18 protein-coding genes are annotated in these 22,275 nt (G+C 63.1%); 11 read left to right on the forward strand and 7 right to left on the reverse strand.

The genetic code is table 11. The features are described from left to right. Positions 1-5 precede the first annotated feature (5 nt). From MESS2_RS21035 to MESS2_RS32410, 5 genes are all read left to right on the forward strand, one after another. Positions 6-302 (forward strand): sarcosine oxidase subunit delta, encoded by a 297-nt coding sequence (locus tag MESS2_RS21035; protein WP_008876465.1) that lies wholly within the window; start codon positions 6-8, stop codon positions 300-302. Continuing rightward, on the forward strand, positions 299-3,292 hold the full coding sequence (locus tag MESS2_RS21040; protein ID WP_008876466.1) for a sarcosine oxidase subunit alpha: 2,994 nt from the start codon (positions 299-301) through the stop codon (positions 3,290-3,292). Before MESS2_RS21035 ends, MESS2_RS21040 begins: the two co-directional genes overlap by 4 nt. Further along, complete coding sequence (locus tag MESS2_RS21045) at positions 3,285-3,872, forward strand: sarcosine oxidase subunit gamma (RefSeq protein ID WP_008876467.1); 588 nt, start codon at positions 3,285-3,287, stop codon at positions 3,870-3,872. The genes MESS2_RS21040 and MESS2_RS21045 overlap by 8 nt, the downstream gene beginning before the upstream one ends. A 134-nt stretch (positions 3,873-4,006) precedes the next feature. After that, a complete protein-coding gene (locus MESS2_RS21050; RefSeq protein WP_008876468.1) occupies positions 4,007-5,020 on the forward strand; it encodes an MFS transporter in 1,014 nt (337 codons plus the stop codon). A gap of 121 nt (positions 5,021-5,141) precedes the next feature. Then, positions 5,142-5,783 (forward strand): hypothetical protein, encoded by a 642-nt coding sequence (locus MESS2_RS32410; protein ID WP_157357785.1) that lies wholly within the window; start codon positions 5,142-5,144, stop codon positions 5,781-5,783. Between the two features lie 3 nt (positions 5,784-5,786). Here MESS2_RS32410 and MESS2_RS21055 read toward each other — a convergent pair whose 3' ends face one another. Beyond that, complete coding sequence (locus tag MESS2_RS21055) at positions 5,787-6,485, reverse strand: nitroreductase (protein ID WP_008876470.1); 699 nt, start codon at positions 6,483-6,485, stop codon at positions 5,787-5,789. Between the two features lie 144 nt (positions 6,486-6,629). On the opposite strand from MESS2_RS21055, the gene MESS2_RS21060 reads away from it, so the two are divergent. The 6 genes from MESS2_RS21060 (at position 6,630) to MESS2_RS21085 (ending at position 15,650) form a co-directional block, all read left to right on the forward strand. Beyond that, positions 6,630-7,271, forward strand: coding sequence for a helix-turn-helix domain-containing protein (locus MESS2_RS21060; protein WP_008876471.1), 642 nt, complete (start codon positions 6,630-6,632; stop codon positions 7,269-7,271). A gap of 78 nt (positions 7,272-7,349) precedes the next feature. Continuing rightward, complete coding sequence (locus tag MESS2_RS21065) at positions 7,350-9,803, forward strand: GcvT family protein (protein WP_008876472.1); 2,454 nt, start codon at positions 7,350-7,352, stop codon at positions 9,801-9,803. Further along, complete coding sequence (locus tag MESS2_RS21070) at positions 9,800-10,699, forward strand: homocysteine S-methyltransferase family protein (RefSeq protein ID WP_008876473.1); 900 nt, start codon at positions 9,800-9,802, stop codon at positions 10,697-10,699. The genes MESS2_RS21065 and MESS2_RS21070 overlap by 4 nt, the downstream gene beginning before the upstream one ends. After that, positions 10,699-11,880, forward strand: coding sequence for a pyridoxal phosphate-dependent aminotransferase (locus MESS2_RS21075; protein ID WP_008876474.1), 1,182 nt, complete (start codon positions 10,699-10,701; stop codon positions 11,878-11,880). Before MESS2_RS21070 ends, MESS2_RS21075 begins: the two co-directional genes overlap by 1 nt. Further along, positions 11,877-14,327: a GcvT family protein gene (locus MESS2_RS21080; RefSeq protein ID WP_008876475.1), complete on the forward strand. Its 2,451-nt coding sequence runs from the start codon at positions 11,877-11,879 to the stop codon at positions 14,325-14,327. The genes MESS2_RS21075 and MESS2_RS21080 overlap by 4 nt, the downstream gene beginning before the upstream one ends. Before the next feature lie 180 nt (positions 14,328-14,507). Continuing rightward, the gene (locus MESS2_RS21085) at positions 14,508-15,650 is read left to right on the forward strand and encodes an NAD(P)/FAD-dependent oxidoreductase (RefSeq protein ID WP_008876476.1); all 1,143 of its coding nucleotides are present in this window, start codon (positions 14,508-14,510) and stop codon (positions 15,648-15,650) included. A gap of 61 nt (positions 15,651-15,711) precedes the next feature. Here the strand turns inward: MESS2_RS21085 and MESS2_RS21090 are convergent, their stop codons facing one another. The 6 genes from MESS2_RS21090 to MESS2_RS21115 form a co-directional block, all read right to left on the reverse strand. Further along, positions 15,712-16,293, reverse strand: a complete 582-nt coding sequence (locus MESS2_RS21090; RefSeq protein WP_008876477.1) for an NAD(P)H-dependent oxidoreductase — start codon at positions 16,291-16,293, stop codon at positions 15,712-15,714. A gap of 8 nt (positions 16,294-16,301) precedes the next feature. After that, a complete protein-coding gene (locus MESS2_RS21095) occupies positions 16,302-17,699 on the reverse strand; it encodes an FAD-binding oxidoreductase (protein WP_008876478.1) in 1,398 nt (465 codons plus the stop codon). Then, positions 17,699-19,000, reverse strand: a complete 1,302-nt coding sequence (locus tag MESS2_RS21100; RefSeq protein WP_008876479.1) for a cytosine deaminase — start codon at positions 18,998-19,000, stop codon at positions 17,699-17,701. Before MESS2_RS21100 ends, MESS2_RS21095 begins: the two co-directional genes overlap by 1 nt. A gap of 450 nt (positions 19,001-19,450) precedes the next feature. Then, positions 19,451-20,302 (reverse strand): ABC transporter permease, encoded by an 852-nt coding sequence (locus MESS2_RS21105; protein WP_008876480.1) that lies wholly within the window; start codon positions 20,300-20,302, stop codon positions 19,451-19,453. Then, the gene (locus tag MESS2_RS21110; protein WP_008876481.1) at positions 20,289-21,119 is read right to left on the reverse strand and encodes an ABC transporter ATP-binding protein; all 831 of its coding nucleotides are present in this window, start codon (positions 21,117-21,119) and stop codon (positions 20,289-20,291) included. Before MESS2_RS21110 ends, MESS2_RS21105 begins: the two co-directional genes overlap by 14 nt. Positions 21,120-21,121: 2 nt before the next feature. After that, on the reverse strand, positions 21,122-22,126 hold the full coding sequence (locus MESS2_RS21115; protein ID WP_008876482.1) for an ABC transporter substrate-binding protein: 1,005 nt from the start codon (positions 22,124-22,126) through the stop codon (positions 21,122-21,124). Between the last annotated feature and the right edge of the window lie 149 nt (positions 22,127-22,275).

The raw sequence follows: 22,275 nt of genomic DNA on the forward strand, positions 1-22,275 counted from the left end.
ATGAAATGCTGATCAACTGTCCTTATTGCGGCCCGCGCGACGTCATCGAGTTCACCTATCAGGGCGACGGCAACCGCGAGCGCCCCCAAGCCGCCTCGCAGAATCTCGACGCCTGGAACGCCTATGTCTACGACCGGCTGAACCCGGCCGGTGACCACAACGAGATCTGGCAGCATTCCGGCGGCTGCCGCGCTCATCTGAGGGTGGTGCGCAACACGCTGACGCACGAGATCTCCAGCACTGCCTTTGCGCACGGCGGCCACAAATCCGCTGCGCGGCACAAGGCGGAGGGCAAATCATGAGCCCGCGCCGCACCGATACCGGCGGCCGGATCGACCGGCTGCGCACCATACGCTTCACCTTCGACGGCGCGTCCTACACCGGCCATGCCGGCGACACGCTCGCTTCGGCGCTGCTGGCCAATGGCGTCAGCCTGTTCGGACGGTCGTTCAAATATCACCGTCCGCGTGGCGTGCTGAGCGCTGGCGTCGAAGAGCCGAACGCCCTGGTGACGGTGCTGCGCGGCGAGGTTCGCGAGCCCAACATCGCCGCGACCATGATCGAGATCTATGACGGGCTGACGGCCGTCAGCCAGAACCGCTTCCCGTCGCTTTCCTGGGATATCGGCGCCATCAACCAGCTTGGCGGCAAGCTCCTGTCGGCCGGTTTCTACTACAAGACCTTCATGGGACCGGTGGTCGGCCCGCTGAAGGGCACGCGCTTCTGGATGTTCTGCGAGCATTTCATCCGCCGCGCCGCCGGCCTCGGTCGCGCTGGCACTGCTCCCGACACCGCGCGCTACGAGCGCATGAACGCCTTCTGCGACGTGCTGGTGGTCGGCTCCGGCCCGGCCGGGCTGATGGCCGCCAAGGCCGCGACCGATCAGGGGGCACGCGTCATCCTCGCCGAGCTCGAGCCGCATTTCGGCGGTTCGGCCAACTGGTCGGGCGAGGTGATCGACGACATGCCGGCTGCCGATTGGGCGGCGCGGGCCGCCGGCCAGTTCGAAGGCCATGACAATGTCCGCCTGCTGCCGCGCACCACGGTGTGGGGCTATTACGACGGCAACACGCTGGCCGCACTCGAACGGGTCACCGACCACAAGGAAAATCCCGGCAAGGGTGAGCCGCGCCATCGCTACTGGACGATCCGCGCCAAAACGGTGGTGCTGGCCACCGGCTCCTTCGAGCGGCCCCTGGTGTTTCCGGGCAACGATCGGCCGGGCGTGATGCTGGCGCATGCGGCAGAGCGCTATGCCAATGAATATGGCGTGCTGCCGGGCGACAGGATCGCGCTGTTCACCAACAATGACAGCGCCTATGGCACAGCCCTTGCGCTGAAGAAGGCAGGTGCCGCGATCGTCGCCATTGTCGACGTGCGCCCGGAGCTTTCAAGCGAAATGCGTAAGCTCGCCAGCGAAGCGGAAGCCGAGATCCTTTCCGGCCACGCCGTGGTCGCCACCGAGGGCGGCAAGGCGCTGTCCGGCCTCAAGGTGCAGCGCTTCGACATGGTGAGCGGTGCGCTGAGCGGCGACGCGCGCAGCATCCATGCCGATTGCCTGCTGATGTCGGGCGGCTGGTCGCCGACCATACATCTCGCCAGCCAGGCCGGCGCCAGGGCGGAATGGAACGAAGCCTTGCAAGCTTTCCTGCCACCAAAGCCGACACAGAAATGGATCGGCGCCGGTGCCTTCAACGGCCATTTCAAGACCCTCGAAGCAATACTGGACGGCCGCAACGCAGGCCTTTCGGCGGTCGGCGCAACAGGCACGCCGATGGCGTACCCGAGTGTCGAATCCTTACCTGGAGACTCCCAGCCCGCGCCAGTGTTCGAGATCAAGGCCAAGGGAAAAAGCTTTGTCGATTTCCAGCACGACGTGACGGCGGAGGATGTGCGGCTGGCGCATCGCGAAGGCTTCGTCTCGGTCGAGCACCTGAAGCGCTACACCACGCTCGGCATGGCGACCGACCAAGGCAAGAACTCCAACATACCCGGCCTCGCCATCATGGCCGAGGCACTGGGCAAGCCGATCCCGGAGGTCGGCACGACACGCTTTCGCCCGCCCTATTCTGCGGTGTCGATCGGCTCGCTGGCCGCGGAACGCTTCGGCGATCTCAAGCCCGAGCGGCTGACGCCTATGCATGATTGGCACATCGCCAACGGCGCGACCATGTATGCGGCCGGCCTCTGGTATCGCCCGATGATCTATGGGCTTTCAGGCGAGACGATCGAGCAGGCCTATGTGCGCGAAGCCAAGGCGACGCGCGAGAGCGCCGGCATCGTCGATGTCTCGACGCTGGGCAAGATCGCCGTGCAGGGTCCCGACGCGGCCGAGTTCCTCGACCGTGTCTATACCAACATGTTCTCGACGCTGGCGGTCGGCAAGGCGCGCTATGGGCTGATGCTGCGTGAGGACGGCCTTGCCTTCGACGACGGCACCACCTGGCGGCTCGGCGAACAGGACTTCCTGATGACCACCACCACCGCCAATGCCGGCAAGGTGATGCAGCACCTGGAATATTTCCTCGACGTGATCTGGCCTGAGTTGAAGGTCCATGTCACCTCGGTGACCGACGAATGGGCGGGTGCTGCCGTTGGCGGCCCCAAGGCGCGGGCAATTCTTGCCGCTTGCGTCACCGGCACCGCCGTCGACAACGCCACCTTGCCGTTCATGGGCATCGTGCGTGGCAAGATATCGGGCGTGCCTGTGATGATCTGCCGGCTCTCCTTCTCCGGCGAAATGGCCTTCGAGGTCTATTGCGGCGCCGGTTACGGCACCCATGTCTGGGAAGCGCTGATCGAGGCCGGCAAGCCGTTCGGGCTGGTCACCTACGGGCTTGAGGCACTGGGCACGATGCGCATCGAAAAGGGCCATGTCACCGGCGCCGAGATCGACGGCCGCACCACGGCGCGTGATCTGCATCTCGACTGGATGCTGTCCAAGAAGAAGCCGTTCATCGGCTCGGCGATGATGGATCGCGAGGGCCTGATCGCCCCCGACCGCCTGGAACTCGTCGGCCTGATTGCGCTCGACAACCGGCCGCTCAATGGCGGCGCCCATGTCGTGGAAGTGCTTGACGAAGCCAATCCGCACGATTCCATCGGCCACATCACGGCCTGCTGTTATTCGCCGGCGCTCGGCAAGCACATTGCACTGGCGCTGATCAAGGGCGGCAAGGCAAGGCACGGTTCGCGAGCCTTTGTCTCCGATCCACTGCGCAACCGGTTCGGGCCGATCGAGATCGTCTCCAACCACTTCTACGATCCGGACGGGAGCCGCATGCATGGTTGAGCGCCAATCACCGCTTGAGCCGGTGCTGCATGCCGGTTCGCACGGCAATTTCGAGCATGGCGTGGACATTATCCTGTCCGAAACGCAGCCGGGATCGATCGTGCAACTCGCCGCCTGGCCGGGCGAGGAGAAGAAGCTGATATCGTGCATTCGCACGGTCACCGGCCTTGCCCTGCCGGATGGCGCGGGCGGCGGCAGCACCGACGGCGTGCGGTCGGTATTCGGCTTTGCGTCGGGAAAATTCACTGTCGTCGACGAAGCCGAGGGCCTGGCTTCGGCCTTTGCAGGTGTCGTCACTCCGGCCATCGGCACGGTGACCGACCTGTCGCATGGCCGCACCGCGATCCGCATCGCCGGGCCGAAGGCCGAATGGGTGCTGGCGAAGTTCTTCGCCATCGACTTCGCGCTGCCGGCCTTCCCGGTCGGCGCCGGCCGTTCGACCGTGCACCATGATATCTTCGCGCAGATCCAGCGCACCGGCGCCGACCAGTTCGACATCTATGTGTTCCGCTCCTTCGCCCGTTCATTCTGGAAGGCGCTCTGCCATGCCAGCGAGGAAGTCGGCTACGAGGTGCAATGACAGGCTGGCCGCTTGGCACTATGGACTGACACAACTGCTGCTTGAGCCCCGGACCAGCAGGAGGATAGGTAGGAATCACGGGCGCTTGTCGGGGCAAGCGCTCGTTCAGGCAACCGGTTCGACAATATCCTTCCATGACCGCGGAGACTTCGGCGACAGCCACAACCCGCTTTGCCCCGGTGGGCGAGGCGTCGATGCTTTTGCCGGCGACGGTCGCCTGCGGCGTCTTCATGACCAGCCTCGACCAGAATGTCGTGGTGACCGCGCTGCCCGGCATCGGCGAAAGCCTGGCCCGGCCACCCAGCCAGCTTGGCCTGCTGATCACCGTCTATGTCGCCAGCCTGATCATTTCGATGCCGGTTGGCGGCTGGGCCGCCGACCGCTTCGGCCTGCGCAACGTCTATTGCTTCGCCCTGCTCGTCTTCGCCGTGGCCTCCGCGCTGTGCGGCCTGTCCAGCGACCTCTGGACGCTGGTCGCCTCGCGCGCCTTGCAAGGCTTCGGCGGCGCGCTGATGGAAACGCTCGGCCAGGTTGTCATCCTCTCGAGCTTTCCGCGCGACCGTACGCTTAGGATCAACATGTACATTTCGCTGGCCGGCCAGTCGGGGCCACTGGTCGGACCGCTGGTCGGCGGCGCGCTCACCACCTATGTTTCCTGGCGCTGGATCTTCTTCATCAACGTGCCGTTCGCACTGACGGCCGCGCTGCTTGCGGCCTCGCTGTTCCCAACCACAACCAAGCCGGTTCGCACCTCATTCGACATTCCGGGTTTCCTGCTCGTCGGTATTGGCATGGCGCTGCTCGTCTTCGGCATGGATTCGCTTGCCGCCAGGGATGCCTCCGGCGGCATCATCGCCGGCGAACTCGGGCTCGCCATCGCCATCCTTGCGGTGGCCGCCTTCTATTGCCTGCGCGCCCGCAATCCGCTGCTCGACCTCAATCTGCTGCGCATCCGCATGTTCCGCATCAGCTTCCTGACCGATGGCGGTCTCGACACGATCGGCCTCAGCTCGGTCGTCTTCCTGCTGCCGCTGATGTTCCAGCTCGGTTTCGGCATGAGCGCCGTGCAGGCGGGGTTGCTGACCTTTGTTGCCGCGATCGACGGAGCTCACGTCAGCGGCCATGGCTCGCTGACGACCTCCGACTAATTCAGGCGAGCTCGTCGACTACGGATGACTTGAAAAGACCCTTTTGAAACTGGATCAATCCAACTCTTGCCGCGGCACTTCAATCCATTCATGCTCGAATGAATGCGAGTGGGGATTGAACATGAACATTCTAGACCGGGTGACTTGGAATGAAGTGATCGAGCACTACAGTGATCGGCTCGAAATTCACCACAACTTGGAACGCCTTTTTGTGTCGGGTTCAGTCGATCGATTTGTACGATTGGCACTCGGGATTTCTGACAAGAATGGAAACTACAGTGCGCATGAACATGGATTAGGCCCAAGAGTTCTTTCGTCAAACCCAAAGGCTATTGAGCGCGTTTTCCGGATCATCGGGCAATTCCGTGCATTGTCAGATGGAAAAATGGTGCCTGACTTGGTTCAGGGGGCGCAATTATCCTATTTTAAGATCGGAGTTGGCTCTGAAGCTTCCTGCATGATCAATCCGCGTCACTGCTGGGTTACCAATACGCGATCACTTTGGACATTCCTTTTGGACAAACATGACGGTAATTTTTCCAAAGCAAATGAAGAATTAAAACTATATAGAGACAACGACGATCGATCTGAAATGCATTACAAAATTTGGAAGACTTTGCATCTTCCACTGAAGAATTTCCTCTCTAATCTGTGCGACCGCAGCGAGGATGCAGCAAAGCAAAATGGAGTGTCACGAGGCGAGATAAGATATCTGTGGGCGGACTGCGTGGCCAATTGGCTGTATGCCGCACATCACGAGTAGGTGCTACTTCGCGAACGTCACCCACTCCTCGAGCGGCGCGCGGTCGGTGCGGAACTCGTTTTCGGGCTTGGACGTGTCCTCATGACCGAGCGCCATGCCGCAGACGACTATCTCCTCGTCGGGAATGTTGAGCACCGGCCTGATCTGCCGGTGATAGGGCGCGAAAGCTGCCTGCGGGCAGGTGTGCAGACCCCTGCCCCGCGCCGCCACCATGATGTTCTGCAGGAACATGCCGTAGTCGATCCACGACCCCTTGTTCAGCCGCCGGTCGACGGTGAAGATCATGCCCACCGGCGCGTCGAAGAAGACGAAGTTGCGGTCGTGCTGAGCGCGCATCCTGTCGACCTCGCGCCGGCCGATGCCAAGCACGCCGTAGAGGCCGAAACCGTTCGCCCGCCGCCGTGTGAGATAGGGTTCGAAGAACTGGTCGGGATAGTAGCGGTACTCGTCCCAGTCAGCCTTCTCGGCGCGGATGCCGGAATTGAGAATGGCGTCTGTGATCCGCTGCTTGACCTCGCCCTTGGTCACATAGACCCGCCAGGGCTGCATATTGGTGCCCGAAGGCGCACGCGCCGCAACGGCCAGAATGGCGCGGATCGTGTCGTCGTCGACCATGTCGGGCAGGAATGCCCGTACCGAACGGCGCGAGGTGATCGCCTCGTCGACGATCGCCGTCGCAATCCGCGTGTTGTCTTCCAGCATGGGCCGTCCCTTAACCCCTAGGTACCGACGGACGCCCCCACTCGCCGTTCGCGGCCGAGCCTTTGCATGAACCGTCAAAATGGCGCAAGCAATTCTTGTGCTCCCATGAAAATCCTCTTGATTTTTTCACGGACTTGACCTCTCATGAAATTTGCCACGCATTTTTCACCAAGAGCAGTTTTCACCGAGAACCTGGCTTTGCCCTCAACCGCTATCCGACCGGAACAGGAAACCGCCGAACGGCTGCTGGCCGGCGACATCCGTGCGCTGCGCAAAGCGCGTGGATTGACGCTGGCCGAGATCGGCCTGAGACTCGGCCGCTCCGTCGGTTGGGTCAGCCAGGTCGAGCGCGGCCTGTCGATGCCGTCGCTCAGCGATCTCAGGGCCTTCGCCGAATTGTTCGGCGTGCCGGTCAGCCTGTTCTTCAGCCATGATGTGCCTGTCGAGAGCGAGCGCGGCGTGGTCGTGCGTGCCGGCAGCCGACGCTCGCTTGGCACAAGCGAATCCGGCCTGGTGGAGGAGCTTCTGTCGCCCGATCTCGGCGGTAGCTTCGAGATGCTGCGCTCGGTCTTTGCGCCGGGCGCGGAACTGAAGACCGAGGCGCGCCGGCCGACGGAGGAAGCCGGTTATGTGGCGTCGGGCACCTTCGAGATCGAGATTGCTGGCGTCTGGCACAGACTTGGCGAGGGAGACTCCTTTCGCTTCGACGGCAAGCCGTTTCGCTGGCGCAATCCGGGTGTTCAGCCGGCAGTGGTCATCTGGGTGATTTCGCCACCCGTCTATTGAATGCATGTCGCCCAAAAGTATGCAGCGGCATCAAAACAAAAATCAAAGCGCAACGCGCTTAGGCTTTGGAGAAGAAACATGGCCGGTTTGCCGACCGCGGCACGCGTGGTGATCATCGGAGGCGGTGTCGTCGGCGCCTCCTCGCTCTATCACCTCGCCAAGGCGGGCTGGACCGATTGCGTGCTTCTGGAAAAGAACGAGCTGACATCGGGCTCGACCTGGCATGCCGCGGGGAACGTGCCGACCTTCTCCTCGTCCTGGTCGCTGATGAACATGCAGCGCTATTCGACCGAGCTCTATCGCGGGCTGGCCGACGCGGTCGACTATCCCATGAACTACCACGTCACCGGTTCGCTCAGATTGGCCCACACCAACGAACGGATGCAGGAATTCCAGCGCGCCAAGGGCATGGGCCGCTATCAGGGCATGGACATCGACGTGGTCGGCCTCGACGAGATCAAGCGCCGCTACCCCTTCATCGAAACCCATGAGCTGAAGGGCGCGCTCTACGATCCGAGTGACGGCGACATCGACCCGGCGCAATTGACCCAGGCGCTGGCCAAGGGCGCGCGCGACATGGGCGCCAGGATCATCCGCTTCTGCCCGGTCACCGGCGTTCGCCGGGAGAACGATGAATGGGTGGTCGAGACGGCCCAGGGCGAAATCCGCTGCGAGATCGTCGTCAACGCCGCCGGCTACCGCGCCGCCGAGATCGGCCGGATTTTCGGCCGCGAGGTGCCGATGATGGTGATGAGCCATCAGTACATACTGTTCGAGGAAATCCCCGAACTGGCTGCCTGGTCGAAGGAGCAAGGCAAAAAACTGCCGCTGCTGCGCGACGTCGACACCTCCTACTATCTGCGCCAGGAAAAGAACGGCATGAATCTCGGCCCCTATGAGCGCAATTGCCGCGCCCATTGGGCGACACACAACGATCCGATGCCGGAGGATTTTTCCTTCCAGCTGTTCCCCGACGATCTCGACCGCCTCGAGCACTATCTGGCCGATGCCGTCGCCCGGGTGCCGATCCTCGGCACGGCCGGCCTGTCCAAGGTCATCAACGGTCCGATCCCTTACGCACCGGACGGCAACCCGCTGATCGGGCCGATGCCCGGTGTGCCGAACGCCTTCGAGGCCTGCGTCTTCACCTTCGGCATCGCGCAAGGCGGTGGCGCCGGCAAGGTGCTGGCCGAATGGGTGACAGAGGGCCAGACCGAATGGGACATGTGGTCCTGCGACCCGCGCCGCTTTACCAGCTTTGCTTCCGCACCCGATTATTGTGTCGCCAAGGGCATGGAGATCTACGGCAACGAATACGCCATCCAGTTTCCGCGCCATGCCTGGCCGGCGGGGCGCGACCGCAAACTGTCGCCGATCCATGACCGCATCAAGGCGCGCGGCGCCCGCTTCGACGCCTATAATGGTTGGGAACGCGCCACCTGGTACGCTCAGCCGGGCGACGACATTTCGGAAGAAGCCACTTTGACCTTCCGCCGTGATGGTCCTTGGCAGCAGCGCGTGCGCGAAGAGTGCCTCGCCGTGCGCGACGCCGCCGGCATTCTCGACCTGCCCGGCTTTTCGCGGTTCAACCTCGAAGGTCCCGGCGCCGCCGAATGGCTGAGCCTCCAGGTCACCGGCCTGGTGCCGAAGCCCGGCCGCATCGGCCTCGTTTACTTTTCCGACGACAAGGGCCGCATCGTCACCGAAATGTCCGTGGTGCGCCATGGCGAGGACCAGATGACGCTGATCACCGCGGCCGTTGCGCAGTGGCACGATTTCGAATGGCTGAAGTCACGCATGCCCAGGGATGCGCCGTTCAAGCTCATCGACCGGACCGAGGAATATTCGACACAGATCCTCGCCGGCCCCAATTCGCGAAAGATCCTGGCGGAGGTCTGCGCCGCCGATCTTGCCCTGCCCTGGCTTACCCATCAGGAAACCAGCATCGCCGGCCGTTGGGCGAAGCTGGTCCGGGTGTCCTTCGCCGGCGAGCTTGGCTGGGAAATCCACACCAAGGTCGGCGACACCCCTACTGTCTTCGACGCCGTCTGGGCCGCCGGCCAGAAGCAAGGCCTGAAACCATTCGGCATGTATGCGCTGGATTCACTGCGGCTCGAAAAGGGCTATCGCGCCTGGAAAGGCGATCTGTCGACCGACTATTCGATCCTGCAGGGCGGGCTGGAGCGTTTCGTCAAATGGGACAAGCCCGACTTCCGCGGCAAGGCGGCGCTGCTCAACGAAAAACAGCAAGGCGTGAAGAAGCGCTTCGTCACGCTGGTCGTCGAAAATCCCGGCGATTGCGACGCCCCCTATATGTCGACGCTCTGGCATGACGGCAAGATCGTCGGCGAGACGACATCCGGCGGCTGGGGCCATCGCATCGACAAGTCGATCGCGCTCGGCATGTTGCGCGCCGACCTGACCGAACCCGGCACCGCGGTCGAGGTCGAGATCTTCGGCGACCGCTTCAAGGCGGTGGTGCAGAAGGATGAACCGCTGTGGGATCCGAAGAACGAAAGATTGCGCGCATGAAGTCCGTCATCCTCACCGACGGCGGCATGGGCCAGGAACTGGTCCGCCGCAGCAAATCCGAGCCGACGCCGTTGTGGTCGGCCAGGGTGTTGATCGACGAGCCGGATCTGGTGCGCGACCTGCATGCGGAATTCATCCGGGCGGGCGCCCGCGTCATCACCATCAACACCTATTCCGCGACGCCGGAGCGGCTCGCGCGGGAAGGAGCAGAAGACCTCTTCGGGTCGCTGCAAAAGCGCGGCATCGAGCTCGCAAGGCAGGCTCGCGACGACGCCGGCGACGCGGCCATCGCCGGCTGCCTGTCGCCGCTATTCGGCAGCTATGCGCCGGCGCTGACCATTTCCTTCCAGGAGACGCTCGACACCTACCGCCGTATCGTCGCGGAGCAGGCTGAAGGCGTCGATCTGTTCCTGTGCGAGACCATGGCCTCGGCCGAGGAAGCACGCGCCGCCGTCACCGCAGCCTCGGAAAGCGGCAAGCCGGTGTGGGTGTCGTGGACGCTCGCCGATCACGGCACCCCGCGCCTGCGCAGCGGCGAGGCTATAGCGGCTGCGGCGAGCGCGCTCGGCGACCTGCCGGTCGCAGCCAGGCTGATCAATTGCTGCCGGCCCGAAGCGATCAGCGCAGCACTGCCCGAACTGATCACTCTCGGCGGCCCGGTTGGCGCCTATGCCAATGGCTTCACCTCGATCGAGGCGCTCAAGCATGGCACCACCGTGGACGTGCTGCACGCTCGCCACGATCTTGGCCCCGATGCCTATGCCGACGAGGCCATTGGCTGGGTCGAAGCCGGCGCCGGCATCGTCGGCGGTTGCTGCGAAGTCGGCCCGGCCCACATCGCCGCGTTGCGCGACCGGCTAGAACAGGCCGGCTACCAAATCTCGGGAGTTGCATAATGCCCAGACCATCATCGCGTATTTCCGGCATCGTGCCTTCGGGCAAGGATGGCTGGGAAGTTCATTCCGCCGCCTGGGTACGCAAGGAGGCCGGCGAGGACATCATCATGCTGTCGATCGGCGACCATGATTTCGATGCGCCGGGCCAGACGATCGAAGCCTGCGTGACGGCGGTTCGCGGCAGCAATCACCACTACACGCCGCTTCCCGGCCTGCCGCGCCTGCGCAAGGCCATGGCGGCGGCTTCGACCGCCTGCACCGGCGTCGCGACCAGCCCCGACCAGGTCATCGCCACGCAGGGCGGACAGGCAGCGCTCTACGCTGCCGTGCAGGCCGTCCTCGACCAGGGCGACCACGCCATCGTGGTCGCGCCCTACTACGCGACGTATCCAAATACGTTCAGTGCCGCGGGTGTGGAATTCACCGTGGTCGAGACGCCCGCAGAGGATGGCTTCCAACCCCACGCGGACATGATCCGCGCGGCATTGCGGCCGAACACGCGCGCCATCCTCATCAACACGCCCAACAATCCGACAGGTGCGGTCTATTCGCGACAGCATCTCGAAGAGCTGGCGCAGATCTGCCGGGAACATGACCTCTGGCTGCTGTCGGACGAGGTCTACTGGACGCTGGGTGGCGGCGAGCATATTTCGCCCCGCAGCTTGCCCGGCATGGCCGAGCGCACGCTGGTCATCAATTCGATGTCCAAGAGCCACGGCATGACCGGCTGGCGCATGGGTTGGCTGACCGGTCCCGAAGCGATGATTTCGCTGCTGATCAATCTCAATCTGGTGACGACCTACGGCCTGCCGGCCTTCATCAGCCTCGCCTGCGCCGAGGCTTTGGAAAACGGTTACGGCGTCAAGGATATCGCCGAGCGCTATGCCGCGCGGCGCACATTGTTCCTCGACGCCGTGCACGGCATGAACAACGTCACCGTGCGCGGTTCGGAAGGCGGCATGTTTGTCATGCTCGACATATCGGCGCTCGAACCGGACGACGAGAAATTCGCCTGGGCCCTTCTCGACAAGGAGAAGGTCGGCGTCATGCCCGGTTCCAGCTTCGGCGAGGCCGCCGCCGGCCACATCCGCGTCAGTCTTTGCCAACCAGAGCCCGTGCTCAGGGAAGCTGCGCTTCGCCTGCGCCGTTTTGCTTCCAACTATCGCCGCGTGGCCGCATGACCGCCAAGACGATCCCCAGCAAAGCAAGGGCCGTCATCATCGGCGGCGGTGTTTCCGGCTGCTCGGTCGCCTATCATCTGGCCAAGCTCGGCTGGACCGACATCGTTCTCCTCGAACGCAAGCAACTCACTTGCGGCACGACTTGGCACGCCGCTGGCCTGATCGGCCAGTTACGCGGCTCGCAGAACATGACGCGGCTGGCGAAATATTCGGCCGATCTCTACGTCAAGCTGGAAGCCGAGACCGAGGTCGGCACCGGCATGCGCCAGGTCGGCTCGATCACCGTGGCGCTGACCGAGGAACGCAAGCACGAGATCTACCGGCAGGCCTCGTTGGCCCGCGCCTTCGACGTCGATGTGCGCGAGATTTCACCCAATGAAGTCAAAGAGATGTACCCGCATCTCAACGTTTCCGATGTCGTCGGCGCGGTGCATTTGCCGCGCGACGGCCAGTGTGACCCGGCCAACATCGCCATGGCGCTGGCCAAGGGTGCACGCCAGCGCGGCGCCACTATCGTCGAGAACGTGAAAGTAACCAAGGTCCACACCAAGGCCGGCCGCGTCACCGGCGTTTCCTGGGCGCAAGGCGATGAGCAAGGCACGATCGAGGCCGACATCGTCGTCAACTGCGCCGGCATGTGGGCGCGTGAGCTTGGAACCCAGAACGGCGTCACCATCCCGCTGCACGCCTGCGAGCATTTTTACCTCGTCACCGAGCCGATTCCTGGCCTGACCCGCCTGCCGGTGCTGCGCGTGCCGGACGAATGCGCCTACTACAAGGAAGACGCCGGCAAGATGATGCTTGGCGCCTTCGAACCCGTGGCAAAGCCCTGGGGCATGGAGGGCATTCGCGAGGATTTCTGTTTCGATCAGTTGCCTGAGGACATGGATCATTTCGAGCCGATCCTCGAAATGGGCGTCAACCGCATGCCGATGCTAGCGACCGCCGGCATCCATACCTTCTTCAACGGTCCCGAAAGCTTCACGCCTGACGATCGCTACTATCTCGGCGAGGCGCCGGAACTGTCGGGCTATTGGATGGCGACCGGCTACAATTCGATCGGCATCGTCTCTTCGGGCGGCGCCGGCATGGCGCTGGCGCAATGGATCAACGATGGCGAAGCGCCATTCGACCTCTGGGAGGTCGACATCCGCCGCGCCCAGCCGTTCCAGAAGAACCGCCGCTATCTGAAGGAGCGTGTTTCCGAAACGCTTGGCCTGCTCTACGCCGACCATTTCCCCTATCGCCAGATGGCGACCTCGCGCAATGTCAGGCGCTCGCCGCTGCACGAGCATCTGAAGGCGCGCGGCGCCGTGTTCGGCGAAGTCGCCGGCTGGGAGCGCGCCAATTGGTTTGCCCGCGAAGGCCAGGAGCGCGAATACCGCTATTCCTGGAAGCGGCAGAACTGGTTCGACAACCAGCGCGAGGAACATCTCGCGGTCCGCAACGGCGTCGGCCTGTTCGACATGACCTCGTTCGGCAAGATCCGCGTCGAAGGCCGCGACGCCTGTGCCTTCCTGCAAAGGCTGTGCGCCAACGACATGGACGTGGCGCCGGGCAAGATCGTCTACACCCAGATGCTCAACCGGCGCGGCGGCATCGAGAGCGACCTCACCGTCTCGCGGCTGTCGGAAACTGCCTATTTCCTCGTCGTGCCGGGCGCCACGCTGCAGCGCGATCTCGCCTGGCTGCGCAAGCATCTTGCCGACGAATTCGTGGTCATCACCGATGCGACGGCGGCCGAAGCCGTGCTCTGCCTTATGGGTCCGAAGGCAAGGACGCTGATTCAGAAGGTGAGCCCAAACGATTTCTCCAACGAAACCAATCCGTTCGGAACGTTTCAGGAGATAGAAATCGGCATGGGGCTGGCCCGCGCCCACCGCGTCACCTATGTCGGCGAACTCGGCTGGGAGCTTTATGTCTCGACCGACCAGGCAGCCCATGTCTTCGAGGCGATCGCTGAGGCCGGCGCGGATGTCGGCCTGAAACTTTGCGGCCTGCACACGCTGGATTCCTGCCGCATCGAAAAGGCCTTCCGTCATTTCGGCCACGACATCACCGACGAGGACAATGTGCTGGAAGCAGGGCTCGGCTTTGCAGTGAAAACGGCCAAGGGCGACTTCATCGGCCGCGATGCGGTACTGCGGAAGAAGGAAACCGGATTGAATCGCCGAATGGTCCAGTTCCGCCTGAAGGACCCGCAACCCCTTCTCTTCCACAATGAGGCGATCCTGCGCGACGGCAAGATCGTCGGCCCGATCACCTCGGGCAATTACGGCCATCATCTCGGCGGCGCGGTTGGGCTCGGCTATGTCGAGTGCGAGGGCGAGAGCGAGGCGGACGTGCTGGCCTCGTCCTACGAGATCGAGATCGCCGGTGAGCGCTTCGCCGCCGAGGCGTCGCTGAAGCCTATGTATGATCCGAAGTCGGAACGGGTGCGGATGTAGCATCCGGCCTATGCCGATAAGTGATCGACTGCCCGCGCCCGCATAAGCCACCGCTGCCGGTCGACCGGTTCTTACAGTGATCTTTGCCGAGGACACTGCTACGCTGCGGCATTGGCCCAGCCAGAGCATAACGCTGGGCGGCCGACCGCGTTTAGCACGCGGCAACACCTGAGGTGTAACATGAACACGATCAACAAGCCGCGCGTGCTCGTCCTGGGGGCGGGCTTTGGCGGTCTCGAACTCAGCACTTTGCTGTCTGAGACCTTTGGCGCGGATGTCGACGTGACCTTGATCGACAGGGGCGACAGCTTCGTCTTCGGCTTTTCCAAGCTCGACGTCATGTTCGGCCATGCCACGCTGGATGCTGTGCGCATGCCGTACCGAAACTTCGTGAAGTCAGGCGTGCGCCTTCTCAGGCAGACGGTTACCGCCATCGATTCCGAGGCGCGGCGCGTCACCACCGATGGGGGCGTCCACGAGGCCGATTTCCTGATCGTGGCGCTCGGTGCCGAGTATGATCTTGATGCCACGCCCGGACTTGCCGGGGCCAACGAATTCTACAGTGTCGCCGGGGCCGAGCGCCTGCGCGATATACTGCCTACCTTCGCCGGGGGACAGGCGCTGGTCGGGGTCTGCGGCGCGCCGTACAAGTGCCCGCCGGCGCCCAGCGAATGCGCCTTGATGTTGCATGACTATCTGGTCAATCGCGGCGTGCGCGAAGCCTGCGAGATCAGCTTCGTACTGCCGCTGCCGAGCCCGGTGCCGCCCTCGCCCGAAACCTCGCGCGCGCTGGAGGCGGCCTTTACCGAGCGCGGCATCAAATTCATCCCGGGTCGACGCGTTGCCTCGATCGACAACGACCGCAAGGTGGCAATGCTCGATGACGGGGCCGAGATGCCCTTCGATCTGTTCCTCGGCGTCCCCAGGCACCGCGTACCCGATGTGGTGATCGACAGCGGCATGGCTGAAAATGGCTGGATCCCGGTCAATCCACGGACATTGGAAACCAGACATCCCAATGTGTACGCAGTGGGCGACGGCGCCAACACCGGAACCCCGAAAGCCGGCGTGTTCGCCGAAGGTGCTGCACGCGCCGTTGCCAGCGACCTGATTGCCAAGCTGCGCAACGACGGCAGCGGGAAGCAGTATGACGGTTTCGGCACTTGCTATATCGAATTCGGCGGCGGCCGCATCGGCAAGGTCGAGATGGATTTCTTCTCGGGTCCAAAGCCGACCGGAACCTATCACGAGCCGTCGGTCGCCCTGCGCGCCGACAAGGAGATTTTCGGAACCAGCCGCCGCGCCCGCTGGTTCGGGACATGAGGCGCGAAAAGACGCTATCCCGCTGTGTGGATCGACCTCCCGTTACGGGGAGGCAAGAGGCTCAGAACGCATCCATCCCGGCCGCGACCTTCGCCATGAACGACTTGCGCGTCCCGTCGGTCGAAAGATTCATCGAATAATGCGCGAGATAGGAGACCGGCGCTCCTGGCTTGATGGTGGCGCGCAGCATGCGGTTTACCAGTTTGCGCGGCGGGTCGCCCATCAACATGGCGCGGAACCGGCTGCCGCCATAGGTGGTGACCGCAGCCAGCTTGCTGATGTTGTGCAGCGTCGGCTGCACCTTGCCGTCAACCAGCCTGAACGACACGCCGGGCAGGAAGACGCGGTCGAAAAAGCCTTTCAGGATCGCCGGATAGCCGTAATTCCAGACCGGGAATGACAGCACCAGCGCTTCGGCCCTTTGCAAGCGCTCGACATAGTCGGCCACCGCATCGCCCGGCCCGCGCTGGTCGTGGTAGCCCAGCCGTTCGGCCCGCGTCAGCCTGGGATCGAAATTCTCGCCATAGAGATCGCAGTCGTCGACGGCATGCCCGGCCGCCGTCAGCCGCTCGACGATCACCTTGTGCAGGCCGGCATTGAAGCTGGTTTCGACCGGGTGAGCGTAGAGGACGAGGATGTTCATGCGTGCTCTCAGCCCGCCTTCCGCAAGCCCTTGAACAGGAACGACTTGCCCGAACGGTAGTCGTAGTCCGGGTTCTCCCAGGCGATCATCTTGCCGGGGTTGAGCAGCCCTTGCGGGTCGGTCTCGCGTTTGAAGGCAAGCTGCACCGCGTCGGTCTGCTTCATGCCGCCCTCTTCAAGCGTGTAGCGATGCGGATTGAAAATCCAGCAGCCATTGTCCTCGTGGATGCGGATGATCTCATCGAGCCGCTCCGCCGTGGTGAAGCGGACAAGCGGCAGACCGGCAACGCCAATCGCGCCGTCGAAGCGGATGAATTCGAGATGCGACGGCACTTCGTCGCCGAAGCGGTCGACCATCGCCTTGACGTGTGCGAGATGATCCGGCGAGGGATAGCGGGCCTGCAGATAGGTGATCGTGGGATCGACCCTGATGGCGCGCAATGTCGTGTGGTTCCAGGTCAGTTCATAGGCCGGCGGCAGGCCCTTCAAGTCGGCCTCCTTGTCGGCGCGGAAGACGATCTCGCCCTTGCTGCGCGCCGTGAAGGCGAGGAAGGCGTCCATCGCATGCGGCGCGATCATCAGGACGACGATGCTCTGATCGCGCCGGAAGAATTTCTGATGGCGCTTGAAATAATCGTACGGGATCGGTGCTGCGATCGGCGTGATCAGTTTCGCCAAAATGCCATCCTGGACGGCGAGATCGTCGCCGAAGCCGGCCGCATCCATGAAATCGTCGAAGCCGACGATGACATCAATCCAGTCGTAGGCGGCGGTCAGCGGCATCTCGACCTCGGTGATGATGCCATTGGTGCCATAGGCATGCATGACCTTCAGCACATCCTCGCCGGTAAGCTCCATGACGCGCGGCTCGGCCTCCATTGTCACGGTTCGCAGCCGGATGACATTGCCGAGGTCGCGCAACCCGCCCCAGCGGATCGAGCCGACACCGCCGGAGCCGCCGGCAACGAACCCGCCGATCGAGGCCGTGTTGTAGGTCGACGGCGACATCCTGAGCTCCTGGCCCGAATGCGCCCGCGTCGCTCTGTCGATCTCGGCCAGAACGGCGCCCGGCCCGGTGACGACGCGGCCGGGCGCTATCGCCTTTACCGCGTTCATCTCGGCGAGATTGAGCACCACGCCGCCGGACAAAGGCATCGCTTGCCCATAATTGCCGGTGCCGCTGCCGCGCGGTGTCACCGGAACACCGTGCCGATGGCAGGCCGCCAGCACGCGGATCACCTCCTCCTCGGTTTTCGGCGTCACGATCAGGTCGCCGGTGACATGGTCGAGCTGCTGCTTCAGCACCGGACTATACCAGTAGAAGTCGCGGCTCTTCTGCTGGACGATCGCCGGATGGTCGTCGATCTTCAGCCCGTCGAGGTCGTGCTTGAGCGCCGCGATGTCCATTACTTCACCATCAGTTCGTCGAGTTCGGCATAGTCGGGCAATTGGCGCTCGATGGCGCGGCCCACGCGCACCACGATGCGATCAGATTCCGGTCGCGACAGCAATTCCGTCCAGCTTCGCCCCTTGAAGACGACAAAATCGGCGACACCGCCGGCGGCGAGCGTACCAAAACCGTCGAGTCGCATCACTTTGGCCGGCGTCTCTGTTACGGCCTTTGGCCAGTCGCCGACAGGATGATCGAAATGCAGGATGCGTGTCGCCATCCGGTAGACCTCCAGCATGTCGAGATCGCCATAGGCATAGAACGGGTCACGCGTGTTGTCGGAAGCAATCGCAACGGGAATGCCGCGCGCCTTCATCTCATGCAGCAGCGTCACGCCGCGCCAGCGCGGCGTGGTTTGGTCAGCGCGTCGATCCTGCAGATAGAGATTGCACATCGGCAGCGACACCACGGCGAGCCCCGCCTTCGCCACCTTGTCCAGCGTGTCGAGCACGTCGAGGTCCGGCTGACGCGCCAGCGAGCAGCAATGGCCGACGAGGATGTTGCCTTCAAAACCGTTCCACAGCGCCGCTTCGGCGATCTTCTTCAACGAGATCGCGGAGACGGCGTCGGTCTCGTCGGCATGGAAATCAAGGTCGAGCCCGTGTTTGATCGCCTGTGCGAACACATGGTCGAGAAGTTCCTCGAGGTCCGGCACCATATAGGTCACGACGCCGAGCACACCCTTGGCCGCGGCCACGCGTTTGGCCAGTCCTTCGAACCATTTCCTGTCGCGCACGCCTTCGATGCCGAGCAGGCAGGCCGCCTGCAATTCGATACGGCCGTGCCAAATCTCCCGCATCGTCTCGAATACCGGCCAGGAAATCTCCTCCTGCGGCGCCACGCTGTCGAGATGGGTGCGCAAAGCCTTGGTGCCATGCGCGTAGGCCGAGCGCAGGGAAAAATCCATGCGCCGGGCGACGTCCTCGGCGCTCCAGCGCGCGGCACGGTCGGCGCCGGTGGCATTCAGCGCGCCCATGAAGGTACCGTCGGGATTGGGTTTGCGGGGCCAGATATGGCCCTTGTCGATGTGGGTGTGGCAGTCGACGAAACACGGCATGACGATGCGTCCCCCGAGGTCGATCGCGCCCACCGGTGCCTTGGGTCTGCCATGCGCGGCGATGCTGGAGATCTTGCCGTCGGCGACGGACATGTCGGCGAGCGCGAAGCCGTCAGAGTCGAAAGCAGCGGCAAGACCAGGTGTCAGCGACCGGTGAAGGCGGACGTTGCTGAGACGGTAAGAACCAGAGGCTGGTATCAAGACTTACCCCCCTCTGGCCTATGCAACACCGTTCCCTCAAGGGGTCGTTTGGATCGGAGACACCGCAAACAGGCGGACGGAGACATCGCGAACAGTTTTGCACCGCCGTATTCTTCGGTGACCGTAACGGCATGGATCCTCGGGTCTGCGCGTCCGCTTCGCTCCCGCTCCGCCCGTGGATGACGAAAGACGGGGAGGCATGTGCAAATCGCCAATGCTGGGGATTGGTGGGAACTCCGGTATCTCCAACGTTTGCGATTGGTGGCGGCATCCTTTCCCTTCGTCATCCTAGGGCGGAGCGGGAGCGAAGCGGACGCGCAGACCCTAGGATCCATGCCATTCCCTTTGAGCTTAGCGGCGGCGCAAAACTGTTCACGATGTCTCCGCACGGCGGTTCGCCGTATCTCTGGCCCAAGCAGCCCCTCACCGTTCTCAATCGCGTCACCCATCCTATCGCTCCTGCTTCAGGGCGCTTTCGTGCCAACGCCGCAGGAGGAGATGGGAAATCAGCGACAGCACCAGGAAGATCAATATGCCGGTCAGCGAGATGAGGATCAGCGCCGCGAAGAGCCGCGGCGCATTGAGCCGATAGCCGGCCTCGATGATGCGCGAGGCAAGACCCGATGACTGCCCGGTGGCGCCGGCGACGAATTCCGCCACCACGGCTCCGATCAGCGACAGGCCGCCGGCGATCTTCAGACCGCCTAGGAAATAGGGCATGGCCGCCGGCAGCCTGAGATAGCGCAATTGCTGCCAGCGCGTCGCGCCGTTGAGCTTGAACAGATCGCGCAGATTGCGGTCGACGGAATTGAGACCGAGCGTGGTGTTGGAGAGGATCGGAAAGAAGGCAACGATCCAGGCGCAAAGCAGGAGCTTTGCCGTCTGGTTGTCGACATAGATGTTGATCAGCGGGAAGATCGCGACGATCGGCGTCACCTGCAGAACGATGGCGAACGGGAAGAACGACATCTCCACCCATTTCGATTGCGCGAACAGCACCGCCAGCCCGACCCCGCCGGCGACGGCGAGAAGCAGGCTGAGAAAGGTGATCCTGAGCGTCACCAACAGCGAGGAGAACAACAGCCCGGCATCGTCATGGAGCGTTTGCAGCACCACGCCGGGGCGCGGCAATATGTATTTCGGAATGTCGTTCCAGACGCAGACGCGGTCCCACAGCCAGATCGCCAGGATCATGATCGCCAGCGGCAGCAGCCATCTGCCGATCCGTTCAAGCCGCTCCTGGCGCAGGCGGCGCGCCTCCTCGGGATCGAGCGTCAGCGTATGTTCTTCAATGGCCGTCATGATGCGATCCGGCGGTTGAGTTGATGGCGCCGATCAGCACGTCGGACGCCTGGCGGCAGAGCGCGGCATAGTCTGGCGAGGTGCGGAACGCCTCGTCGCGTGGATAGGGAGCATCGACCGCGAATTCCCTGAACACGCGCCCCGGCCGCGCCGCCATGACGACGACGCGGTTGGACAGGAACACGCTTTCGAAGACGCTGTGGGTGACGAAGACGACTGTAAAACGTTCGCCTTGCCACAACTCCAGAAGATCGTTGTTGAGCTTGAAGCGGGTGATCTCGTCCAGTGCTCCAAACGGCTCGTCCATCAAAAGCACGCGCGGCCTGGTGACCATGGCGCGGGCGATCGAGACGCGCATCTTCATGCCGCCGGAAAGCTCGCGCGGCACGGCGTTCTCGAAGCCGGTCAGATGCACCCGCGCCAGCATCTCCATGACAAAAGGCGCGGCCTTGGCCCGCGACACGCCCTTGAGCCTGAGCGGCAGCCAGACATTGTCGAAGACATCTGCCCAGGGCAGCAGCGTCGGCTCCTGGAAGACGAAGCCGATGTCAGAACGGTCGAAGGAGCCACTGCCGCGCCAGTCGAGCAGGCCGGAGGTTGGCGTCGACAGGCCGGCAATCAGCCTGAGCGCCGTCGACTTGCCGCAGCCTGACGGTCCGAGCAGGCTGAGGAAATCGCCTTCCCGGATCGTCAGATTGACGTTGCTGAGCGCTGTCACGCCGTTGGAAAAAACCTTGCCGACATCGCGCAGCGCCAGGAGCATCGGGCCATCACCCGATGCCGCCAGAGGCGCTTGCGCCACTTTCTGCAGCTTCACGATTATTTCTTCAGGTCCAGCCCGACGCCCTTGTTGATGAAGGCGAGCGTGTAGGCCTTCTTGATGTCGATACCGGGCTGCGCCACCTTGGCCTTGACCATCTTGTCGTAGAAGCTCTGGATGCGCGCTTCCGTCATCGCGCCGATGCCGAGCTTTTCCGTATCGCCGGAATCGGTGATGCCGAATTTTTTCAGCTGTTCGATCGAGAACGCGATCTGTTCGTCGTTCATGTCGGGGTTGTCTTTCTTGATCAGCTCGTTGGCAGCCTTGTTGTCGCCGTAGAGATAGTTGTACCAGCCCTTGGCGGAGCCATCGACGAAGCACTGCACGACTTCCGGCCGCTTGTCGATCGTGTCCTGCATGACCTCGATCGTGGTTGCATAAGTGTCCCAGCCATAGTCGGCGAGCAGGAACTGGTTCGGCATGAAACCGCCCTCCTTCTGGACCGCGAATGGCTCCGAGGTGACATAGCCTTGCTGTATCGACTTCTTGTTGGCGATGAAGGGCGCCGGGTTGAATGTATAGGGCACGCGCTTGGCGGCATCGAAACCAAGGTCGATGACCATCCACTGGAAGAAAGTCTGCGCGCCCTCGTCGCTCAGTATGTACTGGTCCGCCGTCTTCAGATCCTCCCATTTGTCCAGTCCTTGGCCGGGCTGAGACATGATGACCTGCGGGTCCTTCTGGAAGTCGGCCGCCACCACGCGCATGGGAATGCCTTGCTGCACTGCATCGAATGCCGAAAGCAGATTGCCGCCCATGTAGAAGTCGATCTTGCCGGCGAGCAGCAGCGGTCGGCCGCTGACTTGCGGACCACCCTGCATGATCGTCACGTCGAGCCCACATGCCGCATAGGTGCCGTCAGCGACTGCCTGATAATAGCCGCCATGCTCGGCTTGAGCGAGCCAATTGGTGCCGAAGGTGGCTTTTTCGTTCGCCGTCGCACCAAACGTGCTTGCCGCAAGCAGCGCGATCGCGCCTGCCGAGACAATCCATTTTCCACCCATGAACACCACCCTTCATTTGGCCCAGCGCGCCACGCGCCAGGCTCGACACCATCGATTCAAGAAGCAAGACACATGCCACCACCAGGGCCGCCCGCATGCGCAACAGCCGCGTGCGAAGACTGGACGGGCGTGCTGTATGGGATGCATCG

The organism is Mesorhizobium metallidurans STM 2683 (assembly GCF_000350085.1).
In the GTDB taxonomy this organism is placed as follows: Bacteria; Pseudomonadota; Alphaproteobacteria; order Rhizobiales; family Rhizobiaceae; genus Mesorhizobium; species Mesorhizobium metallidurans.